Genomic DNA, 23,068 nt, shown 5'->3' with positions numbered 1-23,068 from the left:
GGCAGGTTGAAATCCACCGGCGCAGCCGGTTAGTTCAACGCCCGCCTGCGGAAAGCGTGCCCCCCATCCCGGGAGCGGGTCGAAGCTCCTCAAGTCCGAAATAAACGAGCACTTTTTCAGTGGCCTCCGTAAGCACGAGGAGGCTCACCAGCCGCCCACGGAAAGCGAAGTATATTTCCGGAGCGATTACGTGTATTAATTATCGTAGCGTTCGGATTCCTCATCACCGAAAACTCTTTTGTCCCGGCCTCTTCCTTATTGTGTTTATTCAATTTAAGAGAACAAGAATGAACTGTTTCCGAACGGGGAAAAGTACGAATAGACACCAAGGAGGCTTGATTATGACTCAAGACATACATGAATTATCTAATTGGTTAGAATCTCATAAAGGAGAGAGATTGCTCATTCGAAAAAATGAGCTTTCTACTGGACTGCAGCAGATCTTTGATATTGACCAAGTTACTTTGAACCTGACTCACATTTCAGTAGTGGAAAATGACAGCAATATTGATGACTATATCCCTAGTCAAGAATTAATACTGCACGGAGAAGGGAGTATTAAAAGCGCAGAAGGAATGAAAGATTTGCCTCAAAACGCTTATGAAATTCCTATTTACGGGAAAGTTGTAACTACAAAAGATCAAAATGGAAATGGGTTAAAACTCGAGACTGAAAAAGCCATTTACGAAATTTTTCCACATTAATCTGTTCAGGCCCCTACTTCTATAGGTGGCCTGTTACGATTTAAAATCTCATTCCTTTATTGCTTCTAATTTTCGTTTCATCATTTCTTCATTCATGGCACCAATATGAATATCCGTAATCATCCCTCTCTCATTAATGAAAATAGACGTAGGCATGGGACCGATTTGAAAAAGCCTTGAAATCTCTCCTGTCTCATCAGCTAGAACCGGAAAGGATAATTCCATATTTGAAACAAACTGTTTGACATCATCTATGGATCGTTCTGTATTTGTCCCATTAATCGCCAGTAGTACGACTTCCTCATTTTTGTAAAACCTCTCCATATCAGGTAATTCAGCTCGACATGGTGGACACCAAGTTGCCCAAAAATTCAACATGACAGGTTTTCCTTGAAAATCTGCTAATGCCACGTGCTCTCCTTCAATCGTCTGTAAGGTGAAATTAGGTGCTACTTGATTAACGGCAATTTGTGAAGAAGACTTTTTTCCTTCTATTAGGGTTGTTTCGTTCATGTTTAGATAATTTCCTCCTACAAACATGAGTAAAATGATGGTGATAACAACTAACCTTCCTCTCGTCTTTTTTTCAATCACCCCATCATGCCACCCCGCTCGTTTGGCTCCTACTAACCCTGCAAAACCAATTAAGAAATAAAACCAACTAGGAACAGTTGCCTCAAACATTCTGACGTTTATCACGAGAGATACGATTCCCATTATTCCTCCGTATAAAACAGAAAGTCGAGTGACGATTAATCGTGCACTAACGTCCCTTTGCTGTTGGATATAAAAAATGAGTAACAAACTAATATTTATAATTCCTTGATAAAAACTAACATTATGTCCATTAGAGCTATACGGAAAAAATGAGAAATAAAGAGTCTCAACAACCAAATAGCTAATGAGTAGCTTTAGAAACAAATTCACCCTCGTAACTGGAGCTTTCCTCGTTATCCAAAAGATATAAAAAAATAAAAAGAATACGGCAATCACCCATTCAGTAGTTCCGCTTGGCATTGATAATACAGCTATCGGATCTCGAATACTAATGGATGGGTTCACTAGAAGAGAAGAGAACTGAAAGACTATAAAAAAATAAATAATACTATTCCCAAATATCTCCCTTTCTTCTTTGGCACGATTTGACCAATTTATAAAGAAATGTGATATAACAATGCCTACACTTACCAACAATGCTATATAAATCCATGATTGTTTAATGATAAATGGACCAACTGTCCAAATGTTATCCATCCACACTCCCCCTCTTTCATCATTACAGTAAAGGTTCCATGAAATTTTGCAAAAAGTCAAAGAATGAGCCTTCTATTCGTTCCTTACTTCTTATCATGAATCGTCCCCATTTGATTCCCCTTTGAACCAATACTTATAAAAACAAAGAAAGACCAAACCTATATCGATTTGGCCCTTTTCTTTATTTAACAGGTTCTAATAATCTGTACTTGCTTGTTCCCCATTGACAATGGACACCCCTGCACTAGCACCGATCCTTGTAGCACCAGCCTCTACCATCGCTACTGCTCCAGCAAGATCACGGACTCCACCTGATGCCTTGACACCAATAGTAGGTCCAACCGTTTTACGCATTAAGGCAATGTCTTCTACTGTTGCCCCGCCCGTAGAAAATCCCGTCGATGTTTTTACAAAATCAGTTCCAGCTCTGACAGCTAATTGACAAGCACGAACTTTTTCTTCATCTGTTAATAGTGATGTTTCAATAATCACCTTTGTCAATGCCTTACCCTTTGCAGCCTGGACGACAGCACGGATATCTTTCTCAACAAGCTCATCGTTTCCTTCTTTCAGAGCAGCAATATTAATAACCATGTCCACCTCTGTCGCTCCATTTTCAATGGCATTTGTTGTTTCAAATGCCTTTACTTCTGGAGTAGAAGCTCCAAGAGGGAAGCCAATAACCGTACATACTTTTACTTGCTGTTCACCTTGAAGTAATTCTGCAGCAAGAGATACCCATGTAGGATTCACGCATACAGAAGCAAATTGATACTCTTTCGCCTCTTTACACAATGTGAGAATTTGTTCTTTCGTAGTATCTGGCTTTAACGCCGTATGATCAATTAGATTTGCAATTGATTGACTCAATTGTCAACATCCTCTCTATATGTAATATATTTTTCCTTATTAGCCTAGCATAAAAAATAAAAGGAAAGAAGTAAAATCACTGTTCTTTCCCTTAGTCTGTAATCTCCTTTGTTTATCATACCGCTTTGTCTTATTTCATCACAAATCCGCCATCGACAATTATACATTGCCCTGTCACAAAAGAAGACCATTCACTAGCAAAGAATAAAACACATCCTACAACATCTTCTGGCTTCGCAATTCGATGCAAAGGTGTTTGACTTTTTATTAACTCTTTCACTTCTTCTTTAGTCGTCCTACTTGCATCAGTAGGGTATACAAGACCAGGAGCAACACAATTAACAGTAATTCCAAAAGCTCCAAGATCTACAGCTAAGTTCTGAGAAAAAGTAAAAACGGCCCCTTTTGCAGTGTTGTAATCATGATAAGGAACAACAGGACGAAATAATAAGTTGGAAACCATATTGATGATTCGCCCGGCCTTCTTTTCTTTCATAAAAGGAATAACGTGTTTACACACGTTATAAGTCCCTTTTAAAGCCCCATCAATTTGAAGTTGATAATCTTCCCATTCAAGTTCCCAAGCTAACTTCCGTCTGTCAGGATCAAAAGTATAAGCATGAAGAGCATTATTCACTACAACATCAATTGTATCAAATTCCGCTATTACTTTCGTGATCATTGCTTGCACTTCATTCTCATTCGTTACATCGCCTTGTATCGTCATTGCATCAATATCATACGTATCCATTAAGTCTTCAGCAAGGCGATCGGCTTGCTCTTTATTCTTTAAATAATTAATGACAACCATAGCACCTTGTTTAGCAAAGCTAGTCGCAATTGCAGCTCCTATACCACGACTACCTCCTGTAATGAGCACGACTTTATTTTGTAAGTTGATCTCCATTATACCACCTTAGTTTAATTGTTCTACTAATTCATTAGTTGTAACCGTCTCAATATGAACGCGCTCAGTAAGAAGACCTAAGTTATAATACGTTTCTTCTACTTCTTGCAAAATATCTACGTTTAACCACCCTAACCCTTTTTCTTCCATTTCACTATTCGTCGATGTTTGGTTTCGAATGTTGATAATTTCTATATTTCTTTCGATGTTTTGACCATCTATTGCTGCAGTTACAGCCATTTCAGCTGCTTCTTCAGGATGCTCCATCGTATACGCTACACTATCACGATAGACTTGCAAGAAACGGATCAGCGCTTCTTTTCTTTCTTGGAACGTCTCTTCTGTTACAACAAACACATCCGCTGGCGTATTCAGGACGTCTTTCACCTCAATTACATCAACTTCTCCTAATTCATTACGTTGTGCATCAAACAAACCCGTATCTGTTGCAGCAGTAGCAACGACTCGTTTATTCATTAATGGAGCAAAATTTAATACCCCTGTTTCAATTAGGTTCACGTCATCTTCTGTCATTCCCGCTTGATGCAAAAGAACAAGAAGATTTTGATACGTTCCACTGCTTCTGCTATAAATTCCAATATCTTGTCCACGTAAGTCTTCCATGCTAGTAATATTGCTCTCTTTTAGGGAGATCAAATTAAAAACATTTTCAGGATAAATGTTATAAATAATTCTTACTTGTTCACCTTGTTCAAGAGCTAATAAAACTGCTTCTACATTGGCAAAGGCAATGTCTGCGTTCCCCGCGATAATATTCCGAACCGCATCTCCTCCACCAGCACCCGGAATGAATTCAAAATCAATACTAGCTTCTTCAAACCAGCCTTTGTCCTCCGCTAAAAATAGATTGGCCTGTTCTGTAATTGGTTGGCTCCAAGATGCCATTCGCATTCTCTCCATTTCAACATCGGTAGCAATCTCTTCTTGACCTTCATGCTCTTGCTCTACTTCTTGCGGTTCATCCTGCTGCCCTTCTTCTGTCGCACATCCAACTAGACTTAAGAAAAAGACTAAAAAACAACTTGATGCAAGTTTTTTTATCCATGACCTCATTTCAAATCTCCCCTAGAATAATGATATTTTTTAAAAAAGATTACTTCAATCCAATGAATGGACTGATACAAAATCATTCCTTTTACTGTAAGTAAAATAAATACCGAAAACATTAATGTTGTATCTAACATACCTTGCGAAGCAATAATCAGGGCACCTAACCCTTTATTCGCTCCTATAAATTCGCTGATGACAGCCCCCACAACGCTTAAGACGACAGCTACTCGCAGTCCAGAAAAGATATAGGGCATAGCTGTCGGTAGTCGAAGTTTCAACAATGTTTGAGATCTTGATGCCTTTAATGAGCGAAACAAAGCCAATTTCTCTCTACTAACATGAGATAATCCAGTAACTGTACTTTCGAATAAAGGAAAGAAACAAACAAGGGCTACAATGACGATTTTGGGAGTATACCCAAAACCAAACCACAACACGAGTAAAGGAGCCAAGGCTAATTTCGGCATCGCTTGTGATGCTATAATATAGGGCTGCAATATCTCTTGCGTTGTTTTTGATTGAGCAACAAGAAAGCCAAGTCCAATTCCCACTATGGCCCCTGCAAAAAAACCTCCCAGCACTTCAATCGTCGTTGTAAGAATATGCGGATAAAAGTATCCACTTTGAAAGTGTTGAATCAAATTGGCCGCAATTGCAGTTGGAGCCGGTAATATAATCTTTGATATTTCTTTCACCCTAACAACCATTTCCCAGACAACGAGAGTAAAGATAAAGATAAGACAAGAATACAATTTCGTCATTTTCATTTGGATCGATCTCCTAGAGCTTCTATAGATTGATACAATTCTCTTACAACTTCAGTGAAAGAAGGATCAAATTTGAGTTCCTTAGATCGTGGCTTCGAAAACGGAATCGCAAATTCTTGTACAACGTTTGCTGGGGTGTTCCCTAATAAGATGACTCGATCTGATAAGAATGCAGCTTCTGTAATGTCATGAGTGATAAAAACCGTTGTTGCGCTAAACTGCTTTGTAAGCAGCAGTAATTCAAATTGCAATTGCTCTTTCGTCATAGCATCTAATGCGGAAAAAGGTTCATCCATTAATAAAATTTTAGGTTCCGATATAAATGCTCTAGCCAATGTCACTCTAGACATCATGCCACCAGACAGTTCGTGAGGGTACTTCCCCTCTTGATTCTCCAATCCAACAGCAGCGAGTACCTTCTTCGCTTTATCCCTATCCTCTTGAGTAACTCTTTTTTTCAGTTCAAGAGGCATTAATACATTTTCTAATACGGTACGCCATTCCAACAAGACAGGCTTTTGAAAAACATAGGTTACTTCATCGATTGGTTCGGTTATTTCCTGATTCAAAAGATGGATGCTTCCCTTTGAGGGGGAGAGTAACCCACCTATCATTTGAAGTAACGTCGTTTTGCCACTTCCACTTTTGCCAATAATACTAACAAATTCACCTTCTTGAACTTCAAGATCTACATGCTCAAGTACAGGTAAGCTATCTTTTTTAAATTGCAGGGCAATGTCGTGACATGCAATGATTGTCATTTGACTCACTCCCCTTACTCTCTGTATTCATCAAAAAGATTCATTTGTTCTTCTAATGTGGATTCAACATCACAAAACCTGACTAAATCCGCTAAATGAAATCTTCCATCGTGATGCCAACCAGCTTCGGGATGAGACATGGAACCAACCGCACAAATGCGGTTCACACCCCATTTACCTAACATTTGTATAATCTTTGAAAAAGATTGAGGTGAGCATCCAACTCCGACTGTCTGGACAAAACCTTCAACCTGTTCAACATATGGCTTCACATCTTCCAATTGATCTATCGGCACAACTGTAACAAATCGATTTAATGGTGAAAACGGAAACTCTTTTTTTGGTTTCATGGGGTCAAACTCCCGGTAAATGACAGTCCAGTTTGTGCCTTGCTCACTTCGTAGCAGTTGAACCGTTGCGTCATCGAAACTTTCAAATTCAATGGCTGTACGCAACTTAACAATGGCATGTTGCTCCTCATCTGATAAATCTGCTCGTGCATGTGTTTGTTGGAAATTTTCCATTTCATTAGCTAACATTTGTGCAAAGTCTTTGGGTGAGAATGTCCCTCCTCTTTCAACAAAAAAGACATGTGGAGAAAGACAACCTTGCTGATCGAACCATGAAGCGTCCGTCGCCGCTAATTTTGCTGCTTGCCATCCTTTAGTTGCTTGCAAGCATTCTTTAGTCAAAACACCAAAGCTCACTTTATGTCCATGTGGATGAAAACTAACATGAGTTGGAATTTTTTTTCTCACTGATTCAATCGTATCTTTCCCTCCATAAGCAATGACGGCATTCGATAAGCTAAAACTCACTTTTTCTATCGAGTCGTCTCCACCTTTCCACCATAAAATAGCAAGAGAATCTCCTAGTCGAGGCTCGATTTCACTTATTGTTTTTGCAAACAACACTGGAAAAAGCGGTTCAGAAGAAGAGACTTTTCCAAGTGTTGCTGACTTCAACAAAAGTCCTGCAGCCAAACTCCAAAGTGGCAATGCTGGAACATTTCCAGAAAAGATATGAGTCGTGATTGTTGGTCCATAAGCTCTGTACAATCCTCCTGATTTCCTTGGACGAAATTCATCTAAAATGAGTGGATTGGCAAAGTCTTCATCAATCATCCGCTGTAATTTCTCTTTACGAAATTGCCGTAAATAACGACCGAGAAATAACCGAACCATTTCATGGTCATATCCCGTAATAATCGGCAAAAATTCCTCTGCTTTTTTCCTGAGCTCATACTCCGGGTCTAACCATTTTTCAATAGCTTTATGGAAAATGTCGACTACATCATTCGTTCGAAGTGTTTGCAAATAAGTGGTTTGCTGCTCTTTTAAAGTGGCCATAATTGCTTCCATTACCTTATCCGTTACTTTTGGAACAGCCAATTCAACTTTTTTTCCGTGATTCTCGAACACTAAGTTTTGAAACTCAACATTTTGAACCATAGACTCACATGAAGTAGGAACATGAAAACATGGAAACGTCATAGAATCTCTCCCCTAGACGATTTGGATGTAGCTAAAAACTGTTCGACAGCTAAAGAACATCCTTTCGCTTCAGCACCCTCTGCTCGACCTAATAAACGAAAACCATTACCCGATTTCACTCCTATATCCTCTGTCAAAATGGCCATAACTGAGTTTACATTTGCTAAATCATAATGGACAATGACTCCTTTTTCTCCTTCAGGCTTCTCCTGCATGGTATCTATATCAACAACCATGGTTGTTACCCAATGAGGGGAAATTTTCACTGGATCTATAAAATCACATTTGTCCAAAACCAAATTGCCATCGTACATTTGCGAGCTTAGCTCTGTCATACCATACATGTTCAAACACAGCTCCAACGGCAGAGTAAATAAACGACTTAGTTCTTTTTTTAATTCACCTGGGTCCATTTCCCTCGACCTGCCTTTAGCTCCTCCTGTATCCATTACACGACTTTTCGGTGGTAATGTAAAATGAATTCCCCTTGTGTGACACTCATCTAATAAATGGATAAAAGAAAATGTCGCTCCAATTAATAAGATAGGTTCATCTCTTTTTTCTGCTTGTTTTAATTCAGTAATTAGTTTTTCGACCTGAAAGTCATGCTCTGAAAACATATACAAACTGTCTTCTGTTCCAAACGTTTCTTTTGCAATATGTAAATAATGCGCTAATGAAGAATTTGGCATAGCTTCTTCTTCAGGAAAAAGCACCAACATTTTTATCTGCTCTACGTCTGGGATAATCGTTGGTTTAAAAAATGTCTTCATCGATAAATCATAAATCTCAAGATCACGATGATAGTTCTTTCCTCGCTTCTCAGGGTTTGTTGTCCCGCTTGTCATAAAAACGGCCTCTGCCTCTTCAATCGAATGGCTTGATAACGTTGTAAATTTGAATGCATCAATAGGAACAGGTGGAATGTCCGTGAAATGCTTTACTGTTCGTGGGGAAACACGTCTCTTTCTACAAAACTTCCGAAACGTCTGGTTATGCTCATACTGAAACTGAAAGACCGCAATTGCTTGTTTATTAAACTCTTCGGCACCCGCATTAGGCTGGTGAATAAATTGGCTCACATCTTGCTTTAATGCTTCATAAGCTTGAAACAATGTAGAACACTCCTCTTCAATAGAAAAAAACCGCTCCCAAAAATGAAAGCGGTCATCAATCTCAACTATATTTTCCCAAAAATAGCTTATTATTTGATGTCCACTTCCCTACGCTATTGTTACATAGTTCAGGTTCAAAGGGTCTAAAGCAGTACTTTAATCTCAGCCAGCAAGGCTCCCCTAGTGGTATTTTTCCCAATATGATTATGCCTTTAAATCATAACATTAAACAACCTAACTGGCTATACTTCAAACCGTTAAAGAGAAAGAGGTTGTCTCAAATCAAGTTTGCCCCTAGTACATTCAGTACTATAAAGGGTCAGCTCAATGAGACAACCTCTCTTCTATTAGCCGTTTACAGTTTGTTTCGTTTCCACATCATCTAATACGCGAACAAATTCTCCATCATTAAATGGGTAACCTGCTTTTGTTATTTTCACTTTCACAATCTTTCCAATCATCTCTTCTGAAGCAGGAACTTTTACTTTTAAGTAATTATCCGTGTATCCGATATACATGCCACTGCCTTTATTTTCCTTATCACGTTCTTCTGGAATGACCTCTAATACGTCTCCCTCGAAGTGTGAAGCATATTCTTTCGCTAATTGATTCGATAATTCAATCAAACGATGAACCCGATCATTTTTGATTTCCTCATCAACTTGATCTTCCATACGAGCAGCAGGAGTCCCTGTACGCTTAGAATAAGGAAACACATGTAATTCACTAAATTTATGATTCCGAATAAAGTCATACGTCTCCTGGAACTCTTCCTCTGTCTCTCCCGGAAATCCAACAATCACATCTGACGTAACAGCGAGTCCAGGAAGCACCTCTTTCAGACGATCTAATCGCTCTCCAAAAAACTCCATTGAGTACTTTCGACGCATTCGTTTTAAAACAGAATTGGAACCTGATTGAAGCGGGATGTGTAAGTGACGAACGACTTTGTTCGAACGGTCAATCACATCAATAACCTCATCTGTTAACTGACTAGCTTCAATGGAAGAGATTCGAATTCGCTTTAAACCTTCTACTGTTTCCAAATCTTCTAGTAATCGTGCAAGGCTATAATCTTTTAAGTCTTCACCGTATCCACCTGTATGAATTCCAGTAAGAACAATTTCCTTATAGCCAGCAGCTACTAGTTGCTGTGCTTGATTCATTACTTCTTTTGGATCGCGCGAACGCATCAAACCGCGCGCCCATGGAATAATACAAAATGTACAGAAGTTATTACAGCCTTCCTGAATTTTCAAGGAAGCACGAGTTCGATCTGTAAATGCTGGTACATCTAATTCTTCGTACACGCGCGACTTCATAATATTTCCTACTCCGTTAATCGGCTCGCGTTCACGCTTAAATTGTTCAATGTATTCCAGCATTTTCACGCGATCTTGAGTTCCAACAACAATATCAACACCTGGTATAGCCATAATTTCAGCTGGTGATGTTTGAGCATAACAACCTGTCACACAAATTACAGCATCAGGATTTTTCCGTATCGCACGACGAATCACTTGGCGACTTTTTTTATCTCCTGTGTTTGTTACCGTACAAGTATTAATAACATAGACATCTGAAGTAGATTCAAACTCAACTTTATCATAACCTTCATTTTGAAACAGTTGCCAAATCGCTTCTGTCTCGTAATGATTTACTTTACAACCTAATGTATGAAAGGCAACAGTAGGCATTTTCTTCACCTCATTAATTCAAAATGATACGAAATAGCCGCTAAAGCATAAAGTGATGCGGTTTCCGTACGTAAAATCCGTGGACCAAATCCACAGATATTCACTCCATTTGCTCTTAATTGATCAACTTCGTCTTCAGTCATCCCACCTTCAGGTCCAATAATAATTAATATGGATTGACCCGGCGAGACTGTAGACAATACTTTCGCAAATTGAGCTTGTTCTCCTTCTTTCGCCGACTCTTCATAAGCTAAAATAACCGTATCGTACGCCGAAAGCTCTTGTTGCAAGGTAGAGAAGGAACGAACGTCATAGACTTCAGGGATGCGTTCTCTGTACGACTGCTCTGCTGCCTCTTTCGCAATCTTCTCTAACCTTTCTATCTTTTTACTAGCCTTTTTGTGATCCCATTTTACAATAGAGCGTTTAGCCGAAAAAGGAAGAAAGGCAGACGCCCCTAACTCCGTTCCTTTTTGAACAATAAGATCTAACTTATCTCCTTTAGGAAGGCCTTGTGCAATCGTCACCTTTACAGGCAATTCTGTGTTGGGTTGTAGCTCATCGATAATCTCTGCTACAATTTCCTGGTCCGTCAAACTTACTAGACGGCACTTGACCGTTCTAGAATCGTTATCTGTACAAACAATTTCATCGTTAACATCCATTCTCATCACTTTTGAAATATGTTTTACATCATCGCCTGTAATTTGAACAGATTTCTCTGTCATTTGTTCTTTCGCAACAAAGTATCGTTGCATCTCCATCTTCCTCACTTTAGAGGAGGTTGACTCCACCAAAGAACCTGACCTTGAGGTTACGGCAGACACGCTTTAAGCTAAGCCTATCTAACATGTGCCTCTAATCGGACCAGTCCTTATGAGTCAACCTCCTCTTTTTTCGCAATAATGGCTACCCAGTCATCCATTTCTACAATCTCTTCTATTTTAAATCCCCCACTAATAAGGGCATCTTTAACTTCTTGTTTTTTCCGCTTAATAATTCCTGATGTAATATATGTTCCATTCGGTTTAAGAACCGCTGCCGCATCTTGAACAAAGCGAACAATCACTTCCGCTAATATGTTTGCTACAACGATATCATATGGTCCATTGATGTCTTCAAGCAAATTGTTTTGTTTCACCGATACAACATCATGTACTTGATTAAGCTCTACATTTTTCTTCGCACTTTCGACAGCAACATAATCAAGATCAAGTGCAAGGGTGCTTTTTGCCCCGAGTTTTGCCGCAGCGATACTTAAAACGCCTGAACCTGTTCCTACATCTACTACCGTTTCTCCACCTTGAATCATTTTATCTAATGCTTGTATACAAAGCACAGTCGTTGGATGAGTTCCTGTTCCAAAAGCCATCCCAGGATCCAGTTCAATAATCGTTTCCTCTTCTGTTGCTTCATACTCTTCCCATGTAGGTGTAATAGTAATAGAACTAGATACTTTTACAGGCTTATAGTATTTCTTCCAAGCGGTTGCCCACTCTTCTTCATGAACTTCAGCAATTTGGACTTTATTCTTTCCAAGATCAATATCATGTAAAAGTAACCCATTAATAGATTCTTTAATTTCATCAATAGTCTCCGCTAAAAAACTATTAACCGGGAAGTACGCTTTTACGATCACCCCTTCTTCCGGATAATCATCAGGAGAGAGTTGGTAGATTTCCCCGAAACGGTCACCCCACTCACGAACTAAGTCTGCCGGGTCCTCAATAACAACACCACTAGCACCAGCTTCATGCAAAATATTACAGACTGGCTCGACCGCTTCCTCTGTCGTATGAATACTAAACTCCGACCATTTCATCATTTCTACCAACTCCACTTTTTAATAGTTATTCTCCCTTAAAGGCCCTTCTTACTTTTGCAAAAAAACCATCGTTTTGCTCATCAGGCTGCCCGCCAGACATTTGTGCAAATTCACGAATCATATCTTTTTCTTTTTCGGTTAAATTCTTCGGAGTCACAACACGAACTTTGACGTGTTGATCACCTTGACCACGTCCATGAACGTTTGGTACCCCTTTGCCACGTAAACGGAAATTCGTTCCTGTTTGTGTTCCTGCAGGAATCTTCAGTTTCACTTTGCCATTCAAGGTTGGAACTTCGATCTCGTCTCCTAGTGCAACTTGGGCAAATGTTAATGGCATTTCACAGTAAATATCATCCCCATCACGATCAAAGAATTCATGTGGTTTTACATTAAAGACAACATACAAATCGCCAGCAGGTCCTCCATTTACCCCGGCTTCCCCTTGGCCGGATACACGAAGTTGCTGTCCATGGTCAATTCCAGCAGGTACTTTCACGCTGATTTTCTTACGTTTGCGTACCTTTCCTTTACCACCACAAGTCGTACATTTATTTTTAATAAATTTGCCAGTACCTTCACAGTGATGACAAACTCTACGATTAACGACACGACCAAATGGTGTATTCTGTTCAACGTTTAATTGACCAGAGCCTCCGCAATGTGAACATGTTTCTGGCTTCGTACCAGGCTTGGCACCGGAACCCGTACATGTTTGACACGTTTCTTCTCTTGGAATTTCAATTTCCGTATCTTTTCCGAATACCGCTTCTTTAAATTCAAGCGTCATTGTATATTGCAAGTCTGCCCCTTGGCGCGGAGCATTCGGATTCCTGCGACCACCACCACCAAAGAACATATCAAAAATATCACCAAAACCGCCACCAAAATCTCCAGCGCCTCCGCCGAAACCTTGATTTGGATCAGTATGACCAAATTGATCGTAATGAGCTTTCTTTTGTGGATCGCTTAACGTATCATATGCATCTTTTACTTCTTTAAATTTTTCCGTAGCGTCAGCTTCTTTGTTGACATCAGGGTGATATTTGCGCGCCAGTTTTCGGTACGCTTTTTTCACTTCATCAACTGAAGCATTTTGATCGACACCAAGGACTTCATAGTAATCTCGTTTACTCATGTCATCCACTCCCGACTCTTTTCCATAACGTTCATCTTATCATCATCTTAACCATGTCCGCAAGATATAGACGAGAAGAAGCGTTATCCTCTTTTTGGTATCACATTCGTAGAAAAAGCCAAAGTCATATAATCTGACTTTGACTTTTCTAGATCAAATCGTCTTAGGCTAAGTAAGCACGTAAGACTGTTCAATTTTCATTGAACTATTATTTTTTCTCTTCTTCTTTCACTTCTTCGTAGTCAGCATCTACTACGTTGTCATCTTGAGTACTAGCATCTGCGCCTTCAGCACCTTGTGCTGCTTGTGCCGCTTGAGCTGCTTGCTCATACATTTTTGTTGATAAAGCCATAACGATTTCTTGTAGCTCGTCTTTAGCCGTGCGAATCTCATCAATGTTATCTGACTCAATTGCTGCTTTTAGCTTTTCTTTCGCTGCTTCTGCTTTATCTTTTTCTTCTTGCTCAACGTTATCTCCAAGATCTTTAAGCGTTTTTTCTGTTGTGAAAACAAGTTGGTCTGCTTCATTGCGAAGTTCAACTTCTTCACGACGCTTTTTGTCTTCTTCCGCATTTGCTTCTGCGTCTTTTACCATTTTTTCGATTTCATCATCAGATAGACCCGAAGATGATGTAATCGTAATGGATTGCTCTTTATTCGTTCCAAGATCTTTCGCTTTTACATTTACGATACCATTTGCATCGATATCAAATGTTACTTCAATTTGTGGAACTCCACGTGGTGCTGGTGGAATATCCGAAAGTTGGAAGCGTCCAAGTGTTTTATTATATGCAGCCATCTCTCTTTCACCTTGAAGAACATGGATATCAACAGAAGGTTGATTATCAGCTGCTGTCGAGAATGTTTGTGACTTAGATGTTGGGATTGTTGTATTACGCTCGATTAACTTCGTGAATACACCACCCATTGTTTCGATACCTAATGAAAGTGGAGTTACATCTAGAAGAACTACATCTTTCACGTCACCAGTAAGGACGCCTGCTTGAACGGCTGCACCTAGAGCAACAACTTCATCAGGGTTTACACCTTTATGCGGATCTTTTCCTGTAAGTTTTTTGATTTCAGCTTGAACGGCTGGGATACGAGTTGAACCACCAACTAGAACAACTTTATCAATTTCACTTGCAGAAAGACCAGCATCAGAAAGGGCGCGACGAGTTGGTCCAAGTGTACGTTCTACTAAATCAGCAGAAAGCTCCTCGAATTTTGCACGGCTCAAGCTAAGCTCTAAGTGCTTAGGACCCGTTGCGTCAGCTGTAATAAAAGGAAGTGAGATCTGAGTTTGTGTAACACCAGAAAGATCTTTTTTCGCTTTTTCAGCTGCATCCTTCAAACGTTGCATGGCCATTTTATCTTGAGATAAATCAATGCCATTGTCTTTTTTGAATTGCTCTACAAGATGATCAATAATTACTTGGTCAAAATCGTCCCCACCAAGCTTGTTATCACCAGATGTAGCTTTTACTTCAAAAAAGCCATCTCCAAGTTCTAGAATCGATACGTCAAACGTACCACCACCAAGATCATAAACAAGGATCGTTTGGTCTTCTTCTTTTTCTAAACCGTAAGCTAATGCAGCAGCTGTTGGCTCATTGACAATACGCTCTACTTCAAGGCCTGCAATTTTTCCAGCATCCTTAGTAGCTTGACGTTGTGAGTCGTTGAAATAAGCAGGTACCGTAATAACTGCCTTTGTCACTTTTTCACCAAGATAAGCTTCTGCATCTGACTTCAATTTTTGAAGGATAATAGCAGAAATTTCTTGAGGTGTGTAGTCCTTACCTTCTACTGTTTCTTTATAATCTGTACCCATATGACGTTTAATTGACATGATTGTATTAGGGTTTGTAATAGCTTGGCGTTTCGCTACTTCCCCAACAAGACGCTCTCCATCTTTGAATGCTACAACAGAAGGAGTTGTGCGGTTCCCCTCAGGATTCGGGATAACTGTTGCTTCGCCGCCTTCCATAACAGCGACACATGAATTTGTTGTACCTAAATCAATACCAATGATTTTACTCATGACGTTATTCCTCCAATTCAATGATTGTCTATTCTATATGTAAAGCACTACGCATTTACTTTAACCATTGATGGTCTTAGTACGCGGTCCTTTAGTTTATATCCTTTTTGTAATTCTTCCACAATTTGATTTGACTCAAATCCCTCTTGCTCAACTTGCATAACAGCTTGATGCAAGTGTGGATCAAAAGCTTGACCTACCGTCTCGATTACCTCAACACCTTCGTTTTTTAAGGTATCTTGAAACTGACGATATACCATTTCCATCCCTTGTAATAAAGATTTCGCTTCTTCTCCTTCAGGTTTAACAAGAAGAGCGCGCTCAAAGTTATCAATTACCGGAAGTAACGCTTCGATAACATTTTGAGATCTATATTTAGCAGCAGCTTCTTTTTCTTCACGAGATCTACGACGGAAATTATCATAATCAGCTTGAACTCTTAGGAGACGGTTGTTAAGATCCGCGATCTCTGCAAGACGGGCATCCTCTTCTGTTCCCTCTACTTCTTCTACTTTAGCTTCTGCTTCATTAACAGCAGCCTCAGCCTCCTCGGATCCAACTTCTTCTTCCATCGTTTGTGTTTCTTTTTCTGTCAACTCGTTCACCTCCTAATAAAATTAACTTAATCTATGTAGTATGACAAAAAGTTAATGAAGAGATCTCCACAACTAATTGTCAATATTACCATTTTTACCCTTGTTGATACAAGTTTGTTAATAGCTTCGTTAAGTCTTTTGATAGTGTATCAACGACACCAATTACTCGGCGATACTCCATTCTAGTCGGACCAAGAATTCCAATCGTCCCCATATGTTTGCCTCCAATAGAATAAGAGGCTGTTATTAAGCTACAATTATCAAACGCTTCTAGCTTATTTTCTTGGCCAATCTTCACTTGAATGCCTGTGTGGGGAGCTCGTAGAATTTGATGCATCGTTTTATCTTCTTCCAACATATTTAGGAGCATACGTACCTTATCAATATCCCTAAATTCTGGTTGAGACAAAATGTTCGTTTTTCCACTATAAAAAATTTTTTCACCTTTCTCTAGATCAAGTGATGGAGAAAGCATGTGAAGTACGTGTTTGTATTCTTTCACATGATTACGAAGCACATTTTCGACTTCAGAATGCAGTGTATCTCTAAGCCTGTATAGAGGCACACCCATCAAGCGTTCATTTAGAATATTCACTGTACGTTCAAGGTCACTTGGATTAATCGAATCAGGAACCGCAATCGTTTGATTTTCAACATGCCCTGTATCTGTCACAAGAATGAGAATGGCAGACCCTTTACTGAGCGGTATGATTTGAATATTCCTTAATTTTGCTTCAAACATCTCAGGTCCAAGTACTAGAGAGATATAACTCGTCATATTTGAAAGTACTCGGGCGGAGTGTTGAATAACTGTCTCAACCTCTTGAATTCGCTCATTAAAGATAGATCGAATGTCAAGTTCTTCATCGGCCGTTAAATCGTGTGGCATCAGAAGGTTATCGACGTAATAACGATAGCCCTTTTGTGATGGGATTCGTCCAGCTGAACTATGAGGTTTCTCTAGGAACCCTAATTCTTCCAAATCAGCCATATCATTACGAATCGTTGCTGGACTAAACGTAATATCATCTCTTTTGGAGATGCTTCGCGAGCCAACTGGCTCTGCAGAACGGATATAATCATCAACAATAGCATGCAGAATCAATAATTGCCTATCTGTTAACATCCCCTCACCACCTCTGTTAGCACTCACTGCATTCGAGTGCTAAATCTAATGATAAATTACCAAATAGGTGGGCTTTTGTCAATAAATAAACCTCAATTCTCTATAAGAAAAAGGAAACAAAATCGCTATATTTTAGAGTTACTCATTTTCCAAAACAGCAATAAACTGTTCAAACACTTCATTTCCTAAAAGCAAACCATTCTCGGTAAGCTTAATTGCTCCATCTTGACATACAAGCAAGCCTCTTTTTTCAAGTAAATCAATTTGTTCACGGAATAGCTCCAGTAACGAATGACCGTATTTTCTCTCAAATTCAGCAAAGGAAACTCCCTCTTTTTTTCTTAACCCCATAAACATCGCTTCTTCAATTCTTTCAATGTGACTTACTTTATGAGTTGAAAGAGTAGGATGAGTACCTTCCTCCACCGCCTTTAAATATTTCGGGAGAGGTCCATGATTCTGATGGCGAACCCCGTTAACATAACCATGAGCACCAGCCCCGAAACCGTAATATTCATCATTGTTCCAATAGACAAGATTATGTTTGCTTTCATAACCTGCTTTTGCAAAGTTACTTATTTCGTACTGACCAAAACCAGCTTCTTTCGACATTTTTAACAACTGTTCATACATTTCTACTTCGTCTTCTTCAGGAGGCAAAGATAACTTCCCTTGTCGCTTGCGGTTATAGAAAACGGTCTTCTCTTCAACTTTTAAAGAATAAGCTGAAATATGTTCTATATCTAATGCAATCGCTTCTTGAATGGTTTCAATAAAATCAATCGGTTTTTGTCCTGGCAAACCAAACATGAGATCAAGCGATATATTTGAAAACCCTGCTAATCGGCTTCTTTTAATTGCATCTGTAATACTTTTTCGCGAATGCGTCCGACCAATTGCTTGGAGCAAATCCTCATTAAAGGTTTGAACCCCCATACTTAAACGATTCACTCCGTGTTTTTGAATCACATCGAGCTTGTCCTCCTCAATACTATCTGGATTCACTTCAATTGTGTATTCTTGAACTTGAGCAAGTGGAAGAACCTCTTTCATCCCTTTTAACAAACAATCAAGTTGAGAAGCTGATAAAGCTGTAGGCGTTCCTCCTCCTATATAAACCGTTTCAAGAGCTGTTGTAGGATGCTCCTTTATGGTTCTTTTCATTTCCTCTAATAACGCTTGTATATATTCATCTACTGGTTGATTTTTTAAAAATACTTTATTGAAATCACAATAATGGCAAATATGCTCACAAAATGGGATATGAACATAAGCTGCTTTAATCACCTGGCATACCTCCTTTCTATAACCTTACTCGAATAGCAAAACCGCAGGAAGATTCCTGCGGTTCATGTTGTCTGCTAGTCATCCATTCTAAGAACAGCCATAAATGCTTCTTGTGGCACTTCAACGTTCCCAACGGATTTCATTCGTTTCTTACCTTCTTTTTGCTTTTCAAGTAATTTACGCTTACGTGAGATGTCTCCACCGTAACATTTAGCAAGAACATTTTTACGCATCGCTTTAATAGTAGAACGGGCAATAATTTTTTGTCCTATACTCGCTTGAACAGGCACTTCAAATTGCTGACGCGGAATTAATTCTTTTAACTTTTCAACAATGATTTTACCGCGCTCGTAAGCAAAATCACGATGAACAATAACCGATAATGCATCAACGGTTTCACCATTTAATAGAATATCCATCTTAACGAGTCTCGATGATTTATAACCGATTAACTCATAATCAAAAGATGCATATCCTTTTGTATTTGATTTTAGTTGATCGAAGAAATCATAAACGATTTCAGATAATGGAATTTCATAGACAATTTGTACACGGTTCGCATCAAGATATTGCATATCAATAAAGATCCCTCGTTTGCCTTGGCAAAGTTCCATAACCGATCCAACGTAATCATTTGGCACCATAATTTTCGCCTTCACGTAAGGTTCTTCAACGTCATCAATTTTTTGGGCATCGGGCATATTCGAAGGATTATCAATACGTACTTCTTCTCCGTTTGTTGTCTTGACTCGGTAAATAACACTTGGAGCTGTCGTAATCAAGGTAATTCCAAATTCACGTTCAATTCGTTCTTGAATAATCTCCATATGAAGCAATCCTAAGAAACCGCAACGGAAACCAAAGCCTAATGCTTGCGATGTTTCTGGTTCATATTGTAGAGACGCATCATTCAGTTCAAGTCGTTCAAGTGCTTCTCTTAGGTCATTATATTCGTTTGTATCGATTGGATACAATCCACAGTAAACCATTGGATTCATACGACGATAACCTGGTAAAGGCTCCTCTGCAGGATTGGCTGCACTTGTAATTGTATCCCCCACTCGTGTATCTCCAACATTTTTAATTGCTGCAGATAAGAATCCTACATCACCAACTGTAAGCTCGTCACGTTTTTCTGCCTTTGGAGTGAATACACCTATTTCATTAACCTCAAACTCTTTTCCTGTTGCCATCATTCTAATCTTTTGACCAGGCTTTACAGTCCCTTCAACAATTCGAATATACGCAACAACTCCACGATAAGAATCATAGAGGGAGTCAAAGATGAGTGCCTTTAGAGGAGCTTCTGGATCCCCTTGTGGTGCTGGAACTTTTTCCACTACTTGTTCTAAAATTTCTTCAATTCCAATGCCATTTTTCGCCGAAGCAAGTACGGCATCAGATGTATCTAAGCCAATTACGTCTTCCACTTCTTGTTTTACACGGTCTGGTTCAGCGCTAGGTAAATCAATCTTATTAATAACCGGAAGAATTTCAAGGTCGTTATCTAATGCTAAGTACACATTCGCAAGTGTTTGAGCTTCGATCCCTTGAGCCGCATCAACAATTAACAAAGCCCCTTCACAAGCAGCTAAACTGCGTGACACTTCATACGTAAAATCGACATGCCCCGGTGTATCAATTAGGTGAAAGATATATTCTTCGCCATCTTTTGCTTTATAAGTAAGCTGAACGGCGTTTAGTTTAATCGTTATTCCACGCTCTCGCTCTAAATCCATTGCATCAAGCGTTTGTTCTTTCATTTCTCGTTCTGTCAACGCTCCCGTTTTTTCTAAAATACGGTCAGCAAGTGTTGACTTCCCGTGGTCAATATGGGCGATAATCGAAAAGTTCCTGATTTTCGCCTGACGTGCTAGCCTTTGTTCTCTGTTCATGAAATGATCACTCCTACATTCTCGTACAAGTACACTATTTTTCATTATACCAATCGATTAAGAGTCAAGCAACAAACTTCCGTTATATCAACGATAAAATGTTAATTCTAATATTTGGGCTTAGTTATTTACAATTTTTCATGCAATATCTATCTCACATATAAGTTATTAGCATAGTGTGTAAGTATCTTCTCGGAAAGGTGGTTTTCACACATGTTTTTTGGCGGACCAATGACAGGAGCAGCATTTGGAGCTGGCGTCGGCGCGGCAGCAGCCCCTACAGCTGGATATGGATACGGTGCAGATTATGGTGCAGATTGCGGTTGCGCACCTGTAGCAGGCTACGGCTATGGTGTCCCAGCAGCTCCTGTAGCCCCAACAGCAGGACGCGGTTTTGCGTTAATTGTTGTTCTATTCATTCTCCTTGTAATTATCGGAGCATCTTGGGTAACTCCTACAGCAGGCGTGTAATAGCGTATAAATAAAAGTAAGGTGTCCCTATGGGTAACTACCCGTTTGGGACACCTTACTCACTTCTTTACGATTATCCGTTAAGAACATCATCTACAAAAGACATTATTTGTGACAAGATTGCTCGACTAACATAATTCAATCCTCCTGCTAGGTGATTCCCCAGATCCGAGAAAAAGTTAAATCTCCCCACGTCGTCAACTGTTTGTCTCTTTTCTGCTAGTTCATTTATAGCCACTGTATGAACCTCGGCTGAAGCGGTATTTCTTTCTTCCTGTTCAACTTGAAGAGGGAGTGGCTGCGAGATTCCTCGTTCCTCGTTCATGACTTGAACACCAAACAATGCACCTAATAATAAGAGTAAGCCAATAACAGAAACTTTCACAACCATTTTTTTCATCGTGAACTCCCCCATATCCGACATTTAATCCTTATTCGTTAAAATAATACTCTGCAAATACATCCGCTACTGCTTCCGCTGTTCGATTTGCTTCTGTTAGCGTGTTATGAATACCGCCCATCTCAATCAAGATCGAATTACTTGATAAATCTTGGTTAAATCGACCGTTTGTTCCGGCACCCTCTTTAAAGATTACCCCTCGGCTTAAACCTGGGTACTTCTCTTCTAACAAATTATGAAATTCTTTTGCAAATTGCATATTTTGTTCAAAACCATCATGATTTCCACCAATGACAAAAACGGTACGAGCATATTCGACGCCATTAATTGTAACAGTTGTCATCTCTCGTGGAATCGTATCTCTGTGTAAATCAAAGAAAAACTCTAACGATTCATTGTTCCCCATCGCTTCCTTTACAAACTCACGTGACTGATCATATGACTGTGAATACTGCCAGCTTCGTTCTTGTAAATTTTGCTGAATGTCACGCTCTTCTACTTCGACACCAATGCCTCGTTTCTCTAATTCCTGAGCTAACTTATCACCGACTAGTGTAATGTTAATCTGTCTATGAAATGCCTCATTAGGCACATTTGTCTCTAATTCAGGTAAAAATGATTCTGTATTATGCGAATGAATAATGTGAACAACTTTTTCCCCATTTGTCGTACCTTGTGATTGTTCGGCTTCTTTTTCCATCTCTTCTAATTGCGCTAAACTTTCTTGAGTCGCCTCTCGCTCTGCCATGATGACATCCATTGGTGGCGCTGACTCAACAGGTAATGTTGTATAGTCCATCCCTTCACCAGCAACAATAATTTGTCCATCAAACAAAGCAAATCCTGGCAACTCTCTCCCTAATAAACTCCTTGGATCATCAGGATTAATACTTGTGGCGACTTGAAAGGCTATATTCGATAAGCTCGGAGGTTCACTGTCTTCAGGTAAGGCTTGTGTAAAATATTTATTTTCCATCCCAAGCACATGCACAAAGTCTTCCCCACTTATATTATTTGCCCATTCATGCACTTGATTGGAAGCTAGTCCATATCCAGGCTCAAATGAAGTGAGCATTCCTGTAAAAATAAAAAGAGCCATAATACCAATGATTGTCATCGCTATTAATCTCTTTAAGCTCGTCCGATTGATCGTAAAACTTCGAAATTGGTTATTTTTCATGGGATCACCCTTCTCCTCGAGTAGATAGCTTGTACTAATTGAAATTGGTCCGTTGCTGCAATGTAAAGGAGCTTCTAACCCACACTATGAACTCAAAAAAGAAAATAGAACAAAAAAAGATTACAAATCATCATGATTTGTAATCTTACTGATCGAGTAAGGCTTTTTGGATATTTTTATGGAGTAAAAGAAAAAACGGAAGATCACCCTTCTCCTTATTCGGCGCGTACATGGTGTGCGATGGCTTCTCTCGCCGTGCGCCATGTAGGAGAAACCCACTCCTACATGGCTTAAGATCATTACGGCGGCTCCGCTCATCGCTTCGAGTAAAAGAAAAAAGGGAAGATCACCCTTCTCCTTATTCGGCGCGTACATGGTGTGCGATGGCTTCTCTCGCCGTGCGCCATGTAGGAGAAACCCACTCCTACATGGCTTAAGATCATTACGGCGGCTCCGCTCATCGCTTC

The 23,068-nt window shown here is 39.5% G+C and carries 21 protein-coding genes and 1 riboswitch; of the genes, 2 read left to right on the top strand and 19 right to left on the bottom strand.

The annotated features are described in order from the left end of the window. Positions 1 to 341: 341 nt before the first annotated feature. Positions 342 to 704, top strand: coding sequence for a protein YmzB (gene ymzB, locus N0O92_RS22315; protein ID WP_315617122.1), 363 nt, complete (start codon positions 342 to 344; stop codon positions 702 to 704). A gap of 48 nt (positions 705 to 752) precedes the next feature. On the opposite strand, the gene N0O92_RS22310 is transcribed toward ymzB, so the two are convergent. The 17 genes from N0O92_RS22310 to lepA form a co-directional block, all read right to left on the bottom strand. Further along, positions 753 to 1,958 carry a redoxin domain-containing protein gene (locus N0O92_RS22310; RefSeq protein ID WP_315617121.1) on the bottom strand — a complete coding sequence of 402 codons (1,206 nt, stop codon included), beginning with the start codon at positions 1,956 to 1,958 and terminating at the stop codon, positions 753 to 755. 195 nt (positions 1,959 to 2,153) lie between these two features. Continuing rightward, entirely contained in the window at positions 2,154 to 2,828 is a 675-nt protein-coding gene (gene deoC / locus N0O92_RS22305) for a deoxyribose-phosphate aldolase (protein ID WP_315617120.1), read from the bottom strand. Positions 2,829 to 2,958: 130 nt separating this feature from the next. Then, on the bottom strand, positions 2,959 to 3,735 hold the full coding sequence (locus N0O92_RS22300) for a 3-oxoacyl-ACP reductase (RefSeq protein ID WP_315617119.1): 777 nt from the start codon (positions 3,733 to 3,735) through the stop codon (positions 2,959 to 2,961). A 9-nt stretch (positions 3,736 to 3,744) separates the two neighbouring features. Then, positions 3,745 to 4,809, bottom strand: coding sequence for an ABC transporter substrate-binding protein (locus N0O92_RS22295; RefSeq protein ID WP_315617117.1), 1,065 nt, complete (start codon positions 4,807 to 4,809; stop codon positions 3,745 to 3,747). Beyond that, the gene (locus tag N0O92_RS22290; RefSeq protein WP_315617115.1) at positions 4,806 to 5,573 is read right to left on the bottom strand and encodes an ABC transporter permease; all 768 of its coding nucleotides are present in this window, start codon (positions 5,571 to 5,573) and stop codon (positions 4,806 to 4,808) included. The genes N0O92_RS22295 and N0O92_RS22290 overlap by 4 nt, the downstream gene beginning before the upstream one ends. Beyond that, positions 5,570 to 6,334, bottom strand: coding sequence for an ABC transporter ATP-binding protein (locus N0O92_RS22285; protein WP_315617113.1), 765 nt, complete (start codon positions 6,332 to 6,334; stop codon positions 5,570 to 5,572). The genes N0O92_RS22290 and N0O92_RS22285 overlap by 4 nt, the downstream gene beginning before the upstream one ends. Positions 6,335 to 6,348: 14 nt before the next feature. Then, positions 6,349 to 7,827, bottom strand: a complete 1,479-nt coding sequence (locus N0O92_RS22280; RefSeq protein WP_315617111.1) for an acyl-CoA reductase — start codon at positions 7,825 to 7,827, stop codon at positions 6,349 to 6,351. Then, a complete protein-coding gene (locus tag N0O92_RS22275; RefSeq protein WP_315617108.1) occupies positions 7,824 to 8,942 on the bottom strand; it encodes a LuxE/PaaK family acyltransferase in 1,119 nt (372 codons plus the stop codon). Before N0O92_RS22275 ends, N0O92_RS22280 begins: the two co-directional genes overlap by 4 nt. An 88-nt stretch (positions 8,943 to 9,030) precedes the next feature. Continuing rightward, positions 9,031 to 9,134: riboswitch (TPP riboswitch) on the bottom strand. Between the two features lie 155 nt (positions 9,135 to 9,289). After that, positions 9,290 to 10,639, bottom strand: coding sequence for a tRNA (N(6)-L-threonylcarbamoyladenosine(37)-C(2))-methylthiotransferase MtaB (mtaB, locus tag N0O92_RS22270; protein ID WP_315617106.1), 1,350 nt, complete (start codon positions 10,637 to 10,639; stop codon positions 9,290 to 9,292). A gap of 5 nt (positions 10,640 to 10,644) precedes the next feature. Continuing rightward, entirely contained in the window at positions 10,645 to 11,397 is a 753-nt protein-coding gene (locus tag N0O92_RS22265) for a 16S rRNA (uracil(1498)-N(3))-methyltransferase (RefSeq protein WP_315617104.1), read from the bottom strand. A gap of 116 nt (positions 11,398 to 11,513) precedes the next feature. Continuing rightward, positions 11,514 to 12,461, bottom strand: coding sequence for a 50S ribosomal protein L11 methyltransferase (gene prmA / locus N0O92_RS22260; protein WP_315617123.1), 948 nt, complete (start codon positions 12,459 to 12,461; stop codon positions 11,514 to 11,516). Positions 12,462 to 12,489: 28 nt separating this feature from the next. Continuing rightward, the gene (dnaJ, locus tag N0O92_RS22255; RefSeq protein WP_315617102.1) at positions 12,490 to 13,602 is read right to left on the bottom strand and encodes a molecular chaperone DnaJ; all 1,113 of its coding nucleotides are present in this window, start codon (positions 13,600 to 13,602) and stop codon (positions 12,490 to 12,492) included. Between the two features lie 208 nt (positions 13,603 to 13,810). Continuing rightward, a complete protein-coding gene (dnaK, locus tag N0O92_RS22250) occupies positions 13,811 to 15,646 on the bottom strand; it encodes a molecular chaperone DnaK (RefSeq protein WP_315617100.1) in 1,836 nt (611 codons plus the stop codon). Between the two features lie 47 nt (positions 15,647 to 15,693). Further along, the gene (gene grpE, locus N0O92_RS22245) at positions 15,694 to 16,242 is read right to left on the bottom strand and encodes a nucleotide exchange factor GrpE (protein WP_396334568.1); all 549 of its coding nucleotides are present in this window, start codon (positions 16,240 to 16,242) and stop codon (positions 15,694 to 15,696) included. Positions 16,243 to 16,336: 94 nt separating this feature from the next. Next, positions 16,337 to 17,368 carry a heat-inducible transcriptional repressor HrcA gene (hrcA, locus tag N0O92_RS22240; protein ID WP_315617097.1) on the bottom strand — a complete coding sequence of 344 codons (1,032 nt, stop codon included), beginning with the start codon at positions 17,366 to 17,368 and terminating at the stop codon, positions 16,337 to 16,339. Positions 17,369 to 17,506: 138 nt separating this feature from the next. Then, positions 17,507 to 18,655, bottom strand: a complete 1,149-nt coding sequence (gene hemW, locus N0O92_RS22235) for a radical SAM family heme chaperone HemW (protein ID WP_315617095.1) — start codon at positions 18,653 to 18,655, stop codon at positions 17,507 to 17,509. Positions 18,656 to 18,729: 74 nt separating this feature from the next. Further along, a complete protein-coding gene (gene lepA, locus N0O92_RS22230; RefSeq protein ID WP_315617093.1) occupies positions 18,730 to 20,550 on the bottom strand; it encodes a translation elongation factor 4 in 1,821 nt (606 codons plus the stop codon). 213 nt (positions 20,551 to 20,763) lie between these two features. On the opposite strand from lepA, the gene N0O92_RS22225 reads away from it, so the two are divergent. Beyond that, positions 20,764 to 21,021 carry a YjcZ family sporulation protein gene (locus N0O92_RS22225; protein ID WP_315617091.1) on the top strand — a complete coding sequence of 86 codons (258 nt, stop codon included), beginning with the start codon at positions 20,764 to 20,766 and terminating at the stop codon, positions 21,019 to 21,021. A gap of 73 nt (positions 21,022 to 21,094) precedes the next feature. Here the strand turns inward: N0O92_RS22225 and N0O92_RS22220 are convergent, their stop codons facing one another. Together N0O92_RS22220 and N0O92_RS22215 are read right to left on the bottom strand one after the other, a co-directional pair. Beyond that, complete coding sequence (locus N0O92_RS22220; RefSeq protein ID WP_315617089.1) at positions 21,095 to 21,421, bottom strand: DUF3679 domain-containing protein; 327 nt, start codon at positions 21,419 to 21,421, stop codon at positions 21,095 to 21,097. 31 nt (positions 21,422 to 21,452) lie between these two features. Further along, positions 21,453 to 22,601, bottom strand: a complete 1,149-nt coding sequence (locus tag N0O92_RS22215) for a stage II sporulation protein P (protein WP_315617087.1) — start codon at positions 22,599 to 22,601, stop codon at positions 21,453 to 21,455. Positions 22,602 to 23,068: the final 467 nt, after the last annotated feature.

Source organism: Alkalihalobacillus sp. MEB130, from assembly GCF_032335535.1.
Taxonomy (GTDB): domain Bacteria; phylum Bacillota; class Bacilli; order Bacillales; family Bacillaceae_D; genus Halalkalibacter.
Note: the sequence above shows the minus strand (reverse complement) of the source record. Positions and strands in the feature narration are given on the sequence as shown.